Genomic DNA, 14,960 nt, shown 5'->3' with positions numbered 1-14,960 from the left:
TTCTTCGCGTTAGCGCCTTGGCGGGCGCCGGGATGGTCGGGTGCCGGGGATCCAGCCGAGGTCGGCGCTGATCTGCTCGGCGGTCTCGCGCACGTCGCGGCTGATCGTGTTCATGCGATCGTCGTCGAGATATTGCGCCGCGCTCGACAGGCTGATCGCGGCGATGATCCGGCCCGACGCATCCCGCACCGGCGCGGCGACGCAGCGGACCAGATCCTCGTTTTCCTCGAGATCGTAAGCGTGGCCGCTCGCGACATAGCCGCGCATCCGCTCCGCCCAAGTCTCGTAATCGGTCACCGGCGCGCCGTGCTGGCGCGATGCCTCGAACAGCGCGCGCCACTCGCTCTCCGGCGTATCGAGCAGCAGCGCCTTGCCCAGCCCCGTCGAGGTGAGCGGATGGCGATCGCCGATCCGGCTGGAGATGTCGACGCGGCGGCGGCCGGGAATCTTGTCGAGATACAGCGCGAGATCGGTGTCGAGCCGGCCGAGATGCACGGTATCCTCGCTGCGCGCGGCGAGGTCTTCCAGCCGAGGGCGCGAGATCTGCACCACATCGGCCTGGCTCTGCGCGAGGAAGCCGAGTTGCAACAGCTTCGGCCCCAACTGATAGCCTTCGCGCGGCAGGAAGGTGAGGAAGCCGCGATCGGTGAGCGCATTCGCGAGCCGGTGCGTGGTCGAGCGCGTCAGCCCCATCGCCGCCGACAGATCGGCGAGCTTGACCGGACCGTCGACCACCTTGTCGAGCATGTCGAGCCCGCGCAGCAGGGTCTGGCTGCCCTGAATCTTGGCGCGTTCCTCTCCGCCGTCCGATTCTTCGTTTGACGCGCCTTGTCTCATCTCGTAACATCCTATCCCATAAAGTGAGAAAGTAAACCGAAAAGGAAGAGGGTTTTCGGCTTTCTTCCCGCTTACAAGAACATCGTATCATCATGTGGAACGACGGAGAAGATCGTTTCACATGCTGGACGTATAAATGCGTGCCCGCGTGGGAGGTGAACTGGTGACGATTAAGACTCTGCCGAAGATCAAGCATGTCCGCGCCTTCACGGTGCGTGGCGGCGGTGCCGATTATCACGATCAGGGCGAAGGCCATTGGATCGACAATCACATCGCGACACCGATGAGCCGCTACCCCGAATACCGCCAGAGCCGGCAGAGCTTCGGCATCAACGTGCTCGGCACCCTGGTGGTCGAGATCGAGGCGGAGGACGGCACGATCGGCTTCGCGGTGACGACCGGTGGCGAGCCGGCGTGCTACATCGTCGAGAAGCACCTCTCGCGCTTCCTCGAAGGCCGCAGCCCCCTCGAATATGAGAAGATCTGGGACCAGATGTACTTCTCGACGCAATACTACGGGCGCAAGGGTCTCGTCATCAACGCGATCTCGGGCGTCGATCTTGCGCTGTGGGATCTGCTCGGCAAGCTGCGGCAGGAGCCGGTCTATCACATGCTCGGCGGCGCGGTGCGCGACGAGCTGCAATTCTACGCGACCGGCGCGCGCCCCGATCTCGCCAAGGAATTCGGCTTCATCGGCGGCAAGATGGCGCTGCACCACGGCCCCGCAGAGGGCGTCGAGGGCCTCAAGAAGAACATCGCCGAACTCGCCGACATGCGCGAGAAGGTCGGCCCGGACTTCTGGCTGATGTGGGATTGCTGGATGGCGCTGGACGTGGAGTATGCCACCCGCCTCGCGATCGCCGCGCACGAATACGGCCTCAAGTGGATCGAGGAGGCGATCAGCCCCGACGATTACTGGGGCTATGCCGAGCTGAAGCGCAACGTGCCCAAGGGCATGCTGGTGACGACCGGCGAGCATGAGGCGACCCGCTGGGGCTTCCGCATGCTGATGGAGATGGATTGCTGCGACATCATCCAGCCCGACGTGGGCTGGTGCGGCGGCATCACCGAATTGCTCAAGATCTCGGCGCTGGCCGATGCCAAGGGCAAGATGGTCGTGCCGCACGGATCGTCGGTGTACAGCTACCATTTCGTCATCACCCGCCACAACTCGCCGTTCGCCGAGTTCCTGATGATGCACCCCGGCCCGACCGAGGTGGTGCCGATGTTCGCGCCGCAACTGCTCGGCGAGCCGGTGCCCGAGAACGGCCGCCTCAAGGCGAGCGCTCTCGACAAGCCCGGCTTCGGCGTCGAGTGGAACGCCGACATCGCCAAGCATCGCCCCTTCACCCACTGATCTTCAGACAGCGAGACATACCACATGAAACTCTGCCGCTTCGGCCCGCTGGGCCAGGAAAAGCCGGGCATCGTCGATGCCGACGGCCAGATCCGCGACCTGTCGGGCGTGATCCCCGAACTGACGATCGAGACGCTGCCGCAGGCGCTCGCCGCCGACGTGGCGTCGCTGCCGGTCGCTGAAGGTACGCCGCGTTACGGCGTGCCGCTCAAGGGCGTGGGCAAGATCGTCGCGATCGGCCTCAACTACCGCGACCATGCGATCGAATCGAACCTGCCGATCCCGACCGAGCCGATGATGTTCATGAAGGCATTGTCGAGCCTCAGCGGCCCGAACGACGACGTGATGCTGCCCAAGGGCTCGACTCACGGCGACTGGGAAGTCGAACTCGGCGTCATCATCGGCAAGACCTGCCGCTACGTCTCGGAAGATGAGGCGCTCGACAAGGTGGCCGGCTTCACGCTCGTCAACGACGTGTCGGAGCGCTTCAACCAGAAGCAGCGCGGCAGCCAGTGGTCGAAGGGCAAGGGCCACGACACCTTCTGCCCGACCGGCCCGTGGCTGGTCACGCCCGACGAAGTGGGTGACTGTCAGGATCTCGGCATGAGCCTCGACGTCAACGGTGAGCGGATGCAGACCGGCAACACCAAGACGATGATCTTCGACGTGAAGCAGCTCATCTCCTACGTCAGCGAATATATCACGCTGTATCCGGGCGATCTGGTCATCACCGGCACGCCGCCGGGCGTGGGCGAGGGCAAGAAGCCGCAGGCGATCTACCTCAAAGCCGGCGACGTGATGGAGCTGGCTATCGACAAGCTCGGCACGCAGCGCCAACAGGTCGTGGAATGGAAGCAGCTCGGCACGGAGACGCTGGCATGAGCTACGCGGGACGTTTCGAAGGCCGCAACGCGATCGTCACCGGCGGCGCCTCGGGCCTCGGCAAGGCGGTCGCCAAGCGCATCGTCGCGGAGGGCGGCAAGGTCGCGCTGTTCGACGTGAACGCCGATGCGCTCGAAGCCGCCAAAGCCGAGACCGGCGCAACCGCAGTGTTCGCGCTCGACGTGTCCGATCAGGCGCAGGTCGAGGCAGCCGCCAAGGCCGCCAAGGATGCGCTCGGCAAGATCGACATCCTCGTCAACTCGGCCGGCATCACCGGCGCGACCGTGCCGGTGCATGAGTTCCCGCTCGATAGCTGGAAGCGCGTGATCGACATCAACCTCAACGGCCTGTTCTACTGCTGCCGTGCGGTGGTGCCGTTCATGCTCGAAAACGGCTATGGCCGCATCGCCAACGTCGCTTCGGTGGCGGGCAAGGAAGGCAATCCCAACGCTTCGGCCTATTCGGCCTCCAAGGCGGGCGTGATCGGCCTCACCAAGTCGCTCGGTAAGGAACTTGCCGAGAAGGGCGTGATCGCCAACGCGCTGACTCCGGCGACCTTCGAGAGCCCGATCCTCGCGCAGCTTCCGCAGAGCCAGGTCGACTACATGCGCTCGAAGATCCCGATGGGTCGTCTCGGCGAAGTCGACGAGAGCGCGGCGATGGTGTGCTTCATGGTGAGCGAGGAGTGCAGCTTCACCACCGCCTCGACGTTCGATACGTCCGGCGGGCGCACGACGTTCTGATTCCTCTAACCGTTCGTGCCGAGTAACTGCCGAGTAGCCCGCAGGGCGTACCGAAATAGTGTATCGAGGCACAGGTCGCGTTCGGTACGATGTCTCGATACGCAACCTCGATACAGGCCTGCGGCCTTACTCGGTCGCTACTCGACACGAACGGTGTTTGAAACCGATCGGCCGCGACCGCTCGCCAGAAGGCGGCGCGCCCTTGGCTCCGGGAGAGCGCATGCCTGACACTCGTCCATTCGTCGACGCCCACGTCCATCTGTGGGATCTGGCGCACCTGCGCTACGCATGGCTGACGCCGCCGTTCAGCGACAGCGGCCCCAACGGCAGCGTCGAGCCGATCGCGAAGACCTATCTGCTCGACGATTACCTCGCCGACGCCGCCGGGTGGGACGTGCGCGGTATCGTCCATGTCGATGCCGGCGCGCACGCCGAGGATGCGCTGGCCGAGACCGACTGGTTGCAGGGCATCGCCGAGACACGCGGCATGCCCAATGCGATCGTCGCCTTCGCCGCGCTCGACGATCCGAACGTCGACACGTTGCTCGCCGCGCATGCGCAGCGCGCCAACGTCCGCGGCATCCGCCATATCGTCAACTGGCATGCCGACACCAACCGCACCTATACCCCGCGCGACGTGACTGGTGACGAGGCGTGGGCGCGGGGCTTCGCGCTGCTGGGCAAGCACGGCCTCAGCTTCGATCTGCAAGCCTATGCCGGGCAGTTCGCCGGGCTCGCGGGCCTGATCGAACGCCATCCCGAAACCCCGGTCATCATCAACCACATGGGCATGATGATCCCCGGCGAGGAAGCCGAGTGGCACACCGGCATGGCCGCGCTCGCCGCTTTGCCCAACGTGTCGGTCAAGCTGTCGGGGATCGGCTTCAGCGATCGTCGCTGGACGCCGGACCTCGCCCGCCAGCAGATCCGCGCCGCGATCGACCTGTTCGGCACCGACCGCGCGATGTTCGCGAGCGACTTCCCGACCGACAAACTGTTCGGCAGCTTCGGTCGCCACCTCGACACCTATGCCGAGATCGTCGCCGACTTCACCGCTGAGGAGCAGCACGCGCTGTTCGCCGCCAACGCCAACCGCATCTATCGACTGGGCCTGACTTTATGAACGGTGCGCCTAACCCGCTGATCGGCGTTATTTACCACTGGCTAGGCGGTTTCTCGTCCGCCACCTTCTACGTGCCGTATCGCGGGATAAAGCGCTGGTCGTGGGAGATCTACTGGCTGACCGGGGGCATCTTCTCCTGGCTGCTCGCGCCGTGGTTCTTCGCCTCGATCCAGACCAACGATCTGCTCGGCGTGCTCGGGCAGGCGCCGATGCCGACGCTGCTGTGGCCGGTGTTCTTCGGGCTGCTGTGGGGCTTCGGCGGACTGACCTATGGCCTGACGATGCGCTATCTCGGCCTGTCGCTCGGCATGGCGGTGGTGCTCGGGCTGTGCACCGTGTTCGGCACGCTGATCCCGCCGCTGGTGCAGGGCGATTTCGCCGCCAAGCTGCTCGATACGCGGTCGGGGCTGATCGTGCTGCTCGGGCTCGGCATCACGCTCGCGGGAATCGCCACCGTGGCGTTCGCCGGTGCGCGCAAGGACGCGGCGCTGAGCGATGCCGAAAAGGCCGAAACGGTCGCCGAGTTCAACTTCCGCAAGGGGCTGGCGGTGGCGGTTTTCTCCGGCATCATGTCGTCGTGCTTCGCGTTCGGGCTGGCGGCGGGCGAGCCGATCAAGGCGATCTCCGCCACCGCCGGCACCGGGCCGCTGTGGACCGGACTGCCGGTGCTGTGCCTCGTCATGTTCGGCGGGCTCGTCACCAACGGCCTGTGGTGCGCATGGCTGATCGCGAAGAACCGCAGCGCCGGCCAGTGGCTCGGGCGCGGCGAGGTCGCGGCGGGCGCGCCGCTCGCACAGAACTACCTGCTGTCCGCGCTCGGCGGCACGATGTGGTATTTCCAGTTCTTCTTCTACACGATGGGCGAGAGCCAGATGGGCAAGTTCGGCTTTTCGAGCTGGACGCTGCACATGGCGAGCATCATCATCTTCGGCACGCTCTGGGGCTTCGCGTTCAAGGAGTGGAAGGCCGCCGCGACGCCGGTCAAGGCGCTGGTGTGGGGCGGCATCGGCCTGCTCGTGCTGGCGACGGTGGTGATCGGCTACGGCAACAGCCTCGGCGCATGAGGCTGGCGGCGCTTGCTCTCGCCGCGCTGGCGTTGCTCGGCGCGGCGCCGTCGCCCGATCCGGCACCGCTACGGCTGACCGACATGCACCTGCACGATCCGTGGATCGTCGCCGATGCCGCCTCGCACAGCTATTATCTGTTCACCAGCAACGACGCGGCGATGAGCGGGGACCGGCGGCTCGGCACGATGGTGTACCGCAGCCGCGACCTGAAGCACTGGAGCAGGCCGACCCTCGCCTTCGTCATGCCGGCGGGCGCGTGGATGAAGGGTGGCGCGTGGGCGCCCGAGGTGCACCGCTGGCGCGGGCGCTGGTATCTGTTCACCACCTTCGACAATCCCGACATGGCGCTTCCCGGCAAAGGCCCGATGCCCACCTACCGGCGCGGCACCGTGCTGGCGGTGGCGGACCGGGTAGACGGCCCGTACCGGCTGGTCCGTGATGGGGCACCGATCGTCCCGCCCGACCGGATGACGCTCGACGGCTCGCTCCATGTCGATCGCGCAGGCAAGCCGTGGCTGGTCTATTCGCACGAGTGGTTCCAGACGATCGACGGCACGATCGAGGCGATGCCGCTCACCGACGATCTGAGCGCGGTCGGCGCGCCCCAGGTGCTGTTCCACGCCAGCGCGGCGCCGTGGGCGGCCGGGCAGAAGCAGCCCAACGGCACGACCGTTTATGTCACCGACGGCCCCGAACTCTACCGCAGCAAGACCGGCGCGCTGCTGATGCTGTGGTCGACCTATGACGCGCACGGCTATGTCGAGGGGCAGGCGCGCTCGCGTTCGGGCGAGATCACCGGGCCGTGGGAGCAGCTCGGCCCGCTCGTCAAGCGCGACAGCGGGCACGGCATGCTGTTCCGCGCCTTCGATGGACGATTGATGATGATCCTCCACCGCCCGTTCAAGTTCGCGCTCGGCAAGCTCTATGAGATGCGCGACGATGGCGACCGCCTGAGCGTGGTGCGCGAGGCGACCGACCTCGACGGCGAGGCGTATCCGACGCACCCCTGCGTCGAGAGCCAAAACATCTCCGACGGAGGAGCGACACGATGCTGAGCCGATTGGGCGCGGACCTGACTCTGCGAATGAACGCCGCGGGCGACGCCGACGATGCGTTCACGCTCGCCGACCCCAATGCCGCGCCAGAGGCGGCGGTGGTGAGCGCGGTCGCCGAGGCGCGGCTGTTCGGCTATCTGCCCGAGCGTGCCAACGGCCGCGCGATGCTGGTGCTGGGCGGCGGCGGTTATACCGCGCTGATGGTCGGGCGCGAGGGCGTGCAGGTGGCGCGCTGGCTCAACCGGCTCGGCTATGTCGCTTATGTGCTGGTGCATCGCTTCCCGAATGCCGAGCACGGCGTGGCCGCGTCGCTCGACGATGCGCGCGCGGCGATGGCGGCGATCCGCGCGAGCGGAACGGCGGCCAAGGGGCTGGGCGTGGTCGGCCTGTCGTCGGGCGGGCATCTCGCCGCGTGTCTTGCCGCCGAATATCCGCCGGAGTGGAGCGGTGAGCCGGTCGCGCCGCCCGACGCACTGGTGATCGGTTACGCGCCGATCTCGACCAACGCCGCCGGGCGCCAGATCGTCGCGGACAAGCCGCCGCTGCCGCCGGTCGAGAAGCAGGCGATGTACGACCGTCTGCAGCCGGACGCACAGTTGCTTGGCGCGCCGCCGCCGGCGTTCATCGTCTATGCCGGCAACGATCCCGTTGTGCCGGTCGAGAATGCGCGCCGGCTGCACGCGGCATTCGGGGCGAGGGGCGGATCGGCCGAGCTGCATGTTTTCGGCGATGCGCCGCACGGCTTCGCGCTCGATACGCCGGGGCTGCCGGTGTCGGTGTGGCTCACCCTGTGCGAGGCGTGGCTGCGGCAGATCGGGTTTCTGGAATAGGCGGGCGGGAGCGGGTCGGGCGGCCCGGCGCGCGTGCAAGACATAGCGGAACCTGCCGCTGGCGTGAGTGAGCCGGGCACGCCCTTCGACAGGCTCAGGGCGAACGGAGGGGCGGGTGATTTCCCTCTCAAGTCGGTGCCGGATCCGCCCCCAACACCGTTCGTCCCGAGCGAAGTCGAGGAACCGCGCCGAGTGCAGGTGTCTCGACTACGCTCGACACGAACGGCTTGGGGGGGCGCGGAGGTGAAGGACGGCCTTCCAACCTCCGTTCGTACTGAGCTAACGGAACGGGCGTCGGCCTACTGCTCCAGCCGCACCACCGTCGGCGCGTTGCGGTCGACCGACAGCACGCCGTCCGTCTCATGCAGTTCGGCAATCTGGATCGCGGTGCGCTTGCCCCAGTCGCGGTCGGTCGCGACCTCGGCCTCGCCGGTCTGGTGGACGAAATACACCAGATACGCACGGTCGCCCGCCACGACGACTTCGGGATGCTGGCCCTTGGCGCGGTCGGTCGGTTGCGTGCCCGCGTCGCCGACCAGATAGTCCGCCTGTCGCGTCCAGTGCACGCCGTCGTCGGAGCGCATCACCAGCAGGCCCTTCCACGCATCCGACACCAGCCACCACCGGCCCTTCCAGCGGAAGCCCTTGGGCCCCTCGCCGGGGGTGGTGACGATCGTGTCCTTCACCTGCCAGTGCACCAGATCGGCGCTGTCGGCATAGCGGATCGCCTTGCCCATCCGCTCGTCGTTGAACCACAGCCGGTAGCCGCCCTCCGGCAGCGCAGCGACGCTCGCGTCGATCACCCGATCCGAGCCGAGATCGAGCCGCTCGCCGCAGGTCCAATGCGCGAGATCGCGGCTGGTGAGATGGACGAGGAAGCGCGGCGCGTTCCAGTCCTTGAACACACCCGGCACCACCGTCAGCCACATGTGATATCGGCCGCCGAAATACTCTACGTCGGGCGCCCACAAGGTCGCGCCGGTGCAGGCTTTGGGAATGTCGGCCATGCCGGCGTACTGCCATTTCGCGCCGTCCTTCGATCGCGCGATGCCGATCGGCGTGGCGTGGAACCAGCTTACGTCTTTCGGGTCGGCGAGCTTCAGATTGGCGCGCCGGTTGGTGTAGAACATCACCCACTCGCGCTTCGCCCGGTCGCGCACGATCGACGGGTCAGCCGCGCCGTCATACACCGGATCGCGGTAGAGCGGTTTTGGTGCGACCGCGCCGGGCGCGGTCGTCAGCAGCGCGAGAGCGAGGGCGATCACCCTAGCGCAGCAGCTTGAGGTCGATCGCCGCGACCATCGCGCGGAAGCCCGCGTCGTTGGGGTGGAGCGCGTCGCCGCTGTCGTAGGCGGTGGCGAACTTCTCCGCATCGGCGGGATCGGCAACGGCTCGCGCGAAATCGACCGCGCCGTCGGCTTCGTGATTGCCAAGGATCCAGGTGTTGACCTGCTTGCGCACCGCCTCGGCCTCCGCGCCCCAATAGCCCGCGCCCTTATAGGGGAGGATAGTGGCGAAGATCACCTTAACGCCTTTGTCGTGCGCGCGGGAGATCATCTGGCGGTATGCGCCGATCAGGTCGGCGGCGGTGGGGATCGGCTTCTTGTCGCGGGTGGCGCTGCCGATATCGTTGACACCTTCCAGCACGATGACATGGCTGACGCCGGGGATCGACAGCACGTCGCGGTCGAAGCGCGCGAGCGCGTTGGTGCCGGTGCCCTCCGCCAGCACGCGGTTGCCGCTGATGCCGAGATTGGCGACGCCAACACTGGTGCGCCCGGCCTTCTGGAGGGCGGCGGCGAGATCGTCGGGCCAGCGCGTGTCGGCATCGGCGGTGGCGCGGACGCCGTCGGTGATCGAATCGCCAAACGCGACCACGGTGCTCCCCGCTCGCGCGGTGTCGACGTCGATCCCCTCGATCACCATGCGCTGCTTGAACGGCATGGCATCGGTAAGCGTCGCGGCGGCGGTCTGGTCGCCGCTCGCGATCGACGCGGTGGCGGCGGCATAGCCGTGGACGGTCGCCTCCGGCGCGCCATCGGGGAAATACAGGCTGATCGCGACATGCGCGAGCGGCGCGACCGCCAGCGCGATCGCATCGCTCACGATCGGCGCGCGATCCGGCAGCACTGGCGCGGCGACGCCGGCGAAGGTGACGGCGCGGTCGCTACCGGCGACGATCCTGCCCGCTCCATCGACCAACGCGACATGGACGCTGCCGAGCTTCAGCGCGCTTGCCGACATCTCGTTGGTCAGGCGCAGGCGGATGCGCTTGCCGCCGCTGCTGATCCGCACCACCTGACGCAGCGTCTTGGCCGTAAGATCGGGGAGCGGCGTGCGGGTGGACGCGGCCTGCGGGGCGACCGCCCAGCTTCGCGACCAATATTGCGCCGAAGCCGGCATGGGCACGGCGAGCGCGGCAACGATCAGCAACGGCCATCCGGCTTTCATCGACTCATCTCCCGTGGCTTTGGTTTGTCTCAGGCGGTCGGCGCGGCCACCGAATTGCGCCCCCACAACTGGTCATAGCGCCAGCCCGACAGGTCTTCCACCACCGCGCGGTGCGTCTCGTCGGTCGGGGTCGTCGCGCCGCTGCGCAGATGCTCGATCTCCTCCATCAACACCGCGTGCGTCGTCGGGCCGAGCCGGAAGCGCAGCGACACGATCACGCCGAACGCGAGCAGCCCGATCGTGCCGATGCCGAGCAGCAGCGCGATCGTCAGGATCGCCTGCGGGGTCTGTACGGGCGCCTTGGAGACGAAACCGCCCGCCTCCATGATGAAGCCGACACCCGCCACAGCAATCGCCTGCGTCGCCTTGCGCACGAAGGTCATCACGCCTGCGAAGCTGCCCTCGCGACGCTGGCCGGTGACGATCTCGTCGACATCGGCCATGTAATTGTACGTCGCCCACGGAATGTAGTTGAGCGCGCCGCGCCCGAGCCCGGCGAGGCCGATCGCGATCAACAGCAGCCAGCTCGACGCGAGCACCCCGGCCGACCACAGGCTGAGCAGCACCACCACGCCCGCGGCGAAACACCCCGCCGCGAGCCGGTACGCGATCGCGGGCGACGTGCGCAGCGCGAGGTTGATCGCGAGCAGCACCGAGACGAACTGGAGGATATACATCGTCCCGAGCAGCCCGGAGGCAAGCTCGGTCGTGCCGGCCAGCGCAAAGATCACGAAGAAGGTGAAGGCCGCGTTGAACACGTCCTGGCTGATATACCCACCCAGATACATGCCGAGATGCAGCCGGAACGCCCGAATCCGCATGGTCGAGAACAGGTTGCGGTACAGCGCCTTGAACGCGGCGAACGCGCTGGTCGGCGCGGTGCCGCTGCGCACCGGCGCCGCGCCGCCGGGCATGTGGCGTTCCCAACTGAACAGGTACAGGAAGGTCGCGGTCGCCATGAACAACGCGGCGAACACCAGCCCCATGTAGAAGAACGTGTCCGCGCTGTCGCGTCCGAGGTAGCCGATCAGCCACAGCGGCAGGAACCCCGCGAGAATCGCCGAGGCCTGACCGAACAGGATGCGCCAGCCGGCGAACTTGGCCTTGCTGCCGTAATCGGTCGACATCTCGGCGGCGAGCGTCTCGACCGGGATGATCTCCATCGCATAGACCAGTTCGAACAGCACGTAGCTGACGAGGTAATACCAGAAGGTCTGCCCCGGCAGCCACATGAGCGCGAAGCTCGGCAGCAGCGGAATCGCGGCGAGGATGAAGAAGCGCCGCCGGCCGAACTTGCGCCCAAGCCAGGTGCCGCCGAAATTATCGGAAACGTAGCCGAGCATCGGCGAGGCGAACGCGTCGAGTACGCGCGCCACCGCGAAGATCGTCGCCGCCTCGCCGGCGGAAAGCCCGCAGAACTGGGTGTAGAAGATCAGCACCCAGCCGGAGATGACCGCCATCGAGCCCGCGCCGAGCACGTCGTTCGAGCCGTAAGCGAGGTAGTTGACCAGCTTGACGGGGCGGGGTGCCGCGCCTGCCGTCGGTGTCTCAGGTGCCAATGCCATCGTCCGCTCCCGCGCTTGCGATCGTCTTACGCAGGCTCCCGACCGGCTTGTTCGGCAGTCCCGTCATTATATGGATCGTTCTAGCACTATGTGGAATTATTTCAAGTCGCGCCGGGCGTGCTGTCTCCCTTCTCTCCGCCTTTACCTTCCGCGGCGAGGGCCGGGGTCCAGCTACGGAAGGGAGGTACAGTCGCGGCGCGCTCCCGTACCTCTACCTCTCCGCCCGGGCCCTGGCTTTTGCCGGGCGAAGGTTTCGGCAGGTTCAGCGCAAGCGATAATCCGTCGCGATCCGCCGGTAGAGATCGAGGAACTGGTTCCCCTCGAACCGCCCGCCCTTGCCGTAATGCTTCGGCTCCGGCTTCACCGGCTTGGGCGCGCCGCCGCCAGGCGCCTCGGCGCTGTTCATCCCCTGCGAGATCAGGTTCGGGCGCGGGCCTTCGCCGGCGGAACGGCCATCCTTGTCGAAGATCGCCTCCTGATAATGCACCGGCTCCCAGATGAACGTGCCCCATCCCTGTCCGTTGGGCAGATCGTGAACGAGATCGTTGAGGTAGCGCTTGCGGCTCGAATATTCCGCCACCATCAGCCCGAGATCGGGGTAGCGCGCGCAGAAGCTGGTGAAGCTCGTCGCCCAGTCGCCCTCCGCCGCCTGCTGGTAGCAGGACAGCGCCACCGCATCGAACGGCACGTGCTGCGCCCGCAACGCATCGACCCAATCGCGCAGGATCGGCCAATGCCGGCCGAGATGGTTGTGGACGACGATCTTCGTCGCCGGATCGGCGGCGCGGATACCTGCGATCGCCGCCTTGAGCAGCGCGGCGAATCCGTCCATCCCGCCGACCTTGCCGGGATCGAGATGCGTCTTGTCGGTCACGGGATTACCGGTCGGTCGCGACAGCGGCACGCGCCCGTCGGGCCACAGCATCCCGAACGTCGTTTCGTTGCCGACATAGACCATCGTCGGCCTGAGCCCCGTGCGCCGCACAGTGCCGAGCGTCGCCTTGGCATAATCGTGCACCGCCTGCTGGAGCGCCGCGCCGTGCAGATCCTGCCACACGCGCGGTTTGGGTTGGCCCTGCGGGTCGGCCCAGGTGTCGGCGAAGTTGAGCGACAGCGTAAAGCCCATCCCCGCAGCCGTGATCCGCTTGCCAAGCGCAATTGCGTGGGCGAGGCTGGTCCAGCCCGCTTGCGGCGCGTCGGCCGAATAGCCGTCGGGCGCGGACGGATCGACGAAGGCGCGTACCTTGATCTCGTTGAAGCCGACCGAGGCGAGCAGCTTCAGCAAGTCCCAACGCTTGCCCTCGTACCAATATTCCGCGCCCGCCGCCTCGTCCTCGGGCAGCCACGACACGTCCGCGCCGAGCAGGAAGCGGCGGCCGCCCGGAACGACGGGCGCGGCGTGCGCAGGCAGCATCGGCATCACGCCGGCTGCCGCCAGCGCTGCCAGGGCGGCGCGCCGATCAAGTGTCATATGGTGGCGCCGTTCACCACCGCACGGAAACTGCGCGTCGCGTCGCGGTGGAAGGCGGGCGCGCCAGCCGGCGCCTTGAGGAACGACCCATCGAACCCGTCGACGTCGCGCAGCCAGAACGCCGGGCGCACGTCGGCCGCGCGCGTGCGGATCTCAACATGGCTCATCTCCAGATTGCGCGCGTGGCGCACGAAGAAGCCGGTCGCGGGCAGCGGGCCGTAGCGGTCCGGGTCGGGATAGGTTGTCTCCAGCTCGGGCGGGTCGATCGCCGCCATCGCCTTGTCGCCGCCGCCGGCCTGTTCGAGAAAGACGTTGCTGATCTTGACGTCCTCGATTCGCTGCCCGTCCAGCCCGGTGATGAGCGCGGGATAGGGCGAGGCGTTCATGCAGGTGAGATTGTCGATCAGCACGCGCCGGATCGAGCCGATCGCCGCGCCTTGCGGCCCGCGCATCCGCTTGTTGAGCACCATGTAGATCGGCGCGCTCTGGCAATCGCGCATGGTGATGTTGCTGATCGCGACATCCTCGATCACCGCCCCGTCGCACGATTCGAGCGCGAGGCCCCAGCATTTCTCGAACACGCAGTTGGAGACGGTGATGTTCTTGAACCCGCCGTTCGATTCGGTGCCGCACTTGATCCGGCCGGTCAGCCAGGTGTCGCGCGACTTGACCAGCGGCCGATAGGTTGCGTCGAGGAACGAGCCGACCTCATACGCACCCGTCACATGGCAGTTGGTGATCGCGACATTCTCGGTCGCGCGCGCATAGCCGAGCGCGAACGAGGATTTGGGGCAGATCGCATCGTCATAGGGCGTATTTAGCCGGCAGTTCGACACGAATACGTTGCGGCAGCAATCGATATCGAAGCCGTCGCGGTTGGTGTCGACCGTCAAATTGTCGATGGTGAGGTTGTCGACCCCGGTGGCGAGCAGCGCGAAATGGCCGCCCTTCAACACCGAGAAATCGCTCAATTGCACGTTGCGGCACTTCTTGAGCGCAATCGCCTTGTTGCCGACTCCCGGCATTTCCGCGCGCGCGACATCGGGATCGGGATGGCCGCGGCTGAGGCCCTTGCCCCAGATCAGCCCGTCGCCGGTGATGGCGATATCGTGCAGATCCTCGCCGTAGATCAGGCTGTTGCGCCAGTGATTGTGGCCATAGTCCTGGAAATGCTCGATCGCCGGGTCCTGCGGCTCGGCGGCGTCATAGCCGCCCGACGTGGTGCCTTCGAGCGGCACGGGTGCGGCGAGCAGGGTCGCGCCGCGATCGAGGTGGAGCGTGATGTTGCTCTGGAGGTGGATCGTGTAGCTGGCATAGGTGCCGGGCGGGAAATACACCGTCCCGCCACCGCGCGAGGCGGCATAGGCAATCGCCTGGTCGATCGCGGGCGAGTCGATCGTCACGCCGTCGCCCTTCGCGCCATGATCGCGCACATCGACGAAGCCGAGCGCCGCCACCAGCGGCTTGCGCTTGGCGAAAGCGGGCATAGCGGCGGAGGCGAGCAGCCCGGCGCCCCCTCCCAGCAGCAGACGACGGTCGATCACGGCGCTCTCTCCTCTGTTGTTTGTTATACTTTCTC

Annotated in this window: 13 protein-coding genes; 7 read left to right on the top strand and 6 right to left on the bottom strand. The window is 66.9% G+C overall.

Features of this window, described 5'->3' with window-relative positions:
• Nucleotides 1-9: 9 nt before the first annotated feature.
• On the bottom strand, nt 10-837 hold the full coding sequence (locus AC3ANX_RS17830) for an IclR family transcriptional regulator (protein ID WP_488334568.1): 828 nt from the start codon (nt 835-837) through the stop codon (nt 10-12).
• Nucleotides 838-1,000: 163 nt separating this feature from the next.
• Here AC3ANX_RS17830 and rhmD point away from each other — a divergent pair, with 163 nt between their 5' ends.
• The 7 genes from rhmD (at nt 1,001) to AC3ANX_RS17795 (ending at nt 7,894) form a co-directional block, all read left to right on the top strand.
• Nucleotides 1,001-2,194: an L-rhamnonate dehydratase gene (rhmD, locus tag AC3ANX_RS17825; protein ID WP_488334567.1), complete on the top strand. Its 1,194-nt coding sequence runs from the start codon at nt 1,001-1,003 to the stop codon at nt 2,192-2,194.
• A 24-nt stretch (nt 2,195-2,218) separates the two neighbouring features.
• Entirely contained in the window at nt 2,219-3,076 is an 858-nt protein-coding gene (locus AC3ANX_RS17820; RefSeq protein WP_488334566.1) for a 2,4-didehydro-3-deoxy-L-rhamnonate hydrolase, read from the top strand.
• Nucleotides 3,073-3,819 carry an SDR family NAD(P)-dependent oxidoreductase gene (locus AC3ANX_RS17815; RefSeq protein WP_488334565.1) on the top strand — a complete coding sequence of 249 codons (747 nt, stop codon included), beginning with the start codon at nt 3,073-3,075 and terminating at the stop codon, nt 3,817-3,819. The genes AC3ANX_RS17820 and AC3ANX_RS17815 overlap by 4 nt, the downstream gene beginning before the upstream one ends.
• A 220-nt stretch (nt 3,820-4,039) precedes the next feature.
• Nucleotides 4,040-4,942 carry an amidohydrolase family protein gene (locus tag AC3ANX_RS17810; protein ID WP_488334564.1) on the top strand — a complete coding sequence of 301 codons (903 nt, stop codon included), beginning with the start codon at nt 4,040-4,042 and terminating at the stop codon, nt 4,940-4,942.
• Nucleotides 4,939-6,006, top strand: a complete 1,068-nt coding sequence (gene rhaT / locus AC3ANX_RS17805) for an L-rhamnose/proton symporter RhaT (protein ID WP_488334563.1) — start codon at nt 4,939-4,941, stop codon at nt 6,004-6,006. Before AC3ANX_RS17810 ends, rhaT begins: the two co-directional genes overlap by 4 nt.
• Complete coding sequence (locus AC3ANX_RS17800) at nt 6,003-7,064, top strand: glycoside hydrolase family 43 protein (RefSeq protein ID WP_488334562.1); 1,062 nt, start codon at nt 6,003-6,005, stop codon at nt 7,062-7,064. The genes rhaT and AC3ANX_RS17800 overlap by 4 nt, the downstream gene beginning before the upstream one ends.
• Nucleotides 7,058-7,894: an alpha/beta hydrolase gene (locus AC3ANX_RS17795; RefSeq protein ID WP_488334561.1), complete on the top strand. Its 837-nt coding sequence runs from the start codon at nt 7,058-7,060 to the stop codon at nt 7,892-7,894. Before AC3ANX_RS17800 ends, AC3ANX_RS17795 begins: the two co-directional genes overlap by 7 nt.
• Before the next feature lie 299 nt (nt 7,895-8,193).
• Here the strand turns inward: AC3ANX_RS17795 and AC3ANX_RS17790 are convergent, their stop codons facing one another.
• The 5 genes from AC3ANX_RS17790 to AC3ANX_RS17770 all read right to left on the bottom strand — a co-directional run bounded on the left by AC3ANX_RS17790 (nt 8,194) and on the right by AC3ANX_RS17770 (nt 14,868).
• The gene (locus tag AC3ANX_RS17790; protein ID WP_488334560.1) at nt 8,194-9,159 is read right to left on the bottom strand and encodes a glycoside hydrolase family 43; all 966 of its coding nucleotides are present in this window, start codon (nt 9,157-9,159) and stop codon (nt 8,194-8,196) included.
• A 1-nt stretch (nt 9,160) separates the two neighbouring features.
• Nucleotides 9,161-10,345, bottom strand: a complete 1,185-nt coding sequence (locus tag AC3ANX_RS17785) for an SGNH/GDSL hydrolase family protein (protein ID WP_488334559.1) — start codon at nt 10,343-10,345, stop codon at nt 9,161-9,163.
• Between the two features lie 29 nt (nt 10,346-10,374).
• Nucleotides 10,375-11,910, bottom strand: a complete 1,536-nt coding sequence (locus AC3ANX_RS17780; RefSeq protein WP_488334558.1) for an MFS transporter — start codon at nt 11,908-11,910, stop codon at nt 10,375-10,377.
• A gap of 262 nt (nt 11,911-12,172) precedes the next feature.
• Nucleotides 12,173-13,381, bottom strand: coding sequence for a glycosyl hydrolase 53 family protein (locus tag AC3ANX_RS17775; RefSeq protein WP_488334557.1), 1,209 nt, complete (start codon nt 13,379-13,381; stop codon nt 12,173-12,175).
• Nucleotides 13,378-14,868 (bottom strand): rhamnogalacturonidase, encoded by a 1,491-nt coding sequence (locus tag AC3ANX_RS17770; RefSeq protein ID WP_488336988.1) that lies wholly within the window; start codon nt 14,866-14,868, stop codon nt 13,378-13,380. Before AC3ANX_RS17770 ends, AC3ANX_RS17775 begins: the two co-directional genes overlap by 4 nt.
• Nucleotides 14,869-14,960 lie beyond the last annotated feature (92 nt).

This window comes from Sphingomonas sp. BRN-1R (genome assembly GCF_057748035.1).
Note: the sequence above shows the minus strand (reverse complement) of the source record. Positions and strands in the feature narration are given on the sequence as shown.

Coding starts and splice junctions, on each gene's coding strand:
- AC3ANX_RS17830 (WP_488334568.1), bottom strand. CDS start 837: ATGAGACAAGGCGCGTCAAACGAAGAATCGGACGGCGGAGAGGAACGC.
- AC3ANX_RS17820 (WP_488334566.1), top strand. CDS start 2,219: ATGAAACTCTGCCGCTTCGGCCCGCTGGGCCAGGAAAAGCCGGGCATC.
- AC3ANX_RS17815 (WP_488334565.1), top strand. CDS start 3,073: ATGAGCTACGCGGGACGTTTCGAAGGCCGCAACGCGATCGTCACCGGC.
- AC3ANX_RS17810 (WP_488334564.1), top strand. CDS start 4,040: ATGCCTGACACTCGTCCATTCGTCGACGCCCACGTCCATCTGTGGGAT.
- rhaT (WP_488334563.1), top strand. CDS start 4,939: ATGAACGGTGCGCCTAACCCGCTGATCGGCGTTATTTACCACTGGCTA.
- AC3ANX_RS17800 (WP_488334562.1), top strand. CDS start 6,003: ATGAGGCTGGCGGCGCTTGCTCTCGCCGCGCTGGCGTTGCTCGGCGCG.
- AC3ANX_RS17795 (WP_488334561.1), top strand. CDS start 7,058: ATGCTGAGCCGATTGGGCGCGGACCTGACTCTGCGAATGAACGCCGCG.
- AC3ANX_RS17785 (WP_488334559.1), bottom strand. CDS start 10,345: ATGAAAGCCGGATGGCCGTTGCTGATCGTTGCCGCGCTCGCCGTGCCC.
- AC3ANX_RS17780 (WP_488334558.1), bottom strand. CDS start 11,910: ATGGCATTGGCACCTGAGACACCGACGGCAGGCGCGGCACCCCGCCCC.
- AC3ANX_RS17775 (WP_488334557.1), bottom strand. CDS start 13,381: ATGACACTTGATCGGCGCGCCGCCCTGGCAGCGCTGGCGGCAGCCGGC.
- AC3ANX_RS17770 (WP_488336988.1), bottom strand. CDS start 14,868: ATGCCCGCTTTCGCCAAGCGCAAGCCGCTGGTGGCGGCGCTCGGCTTC.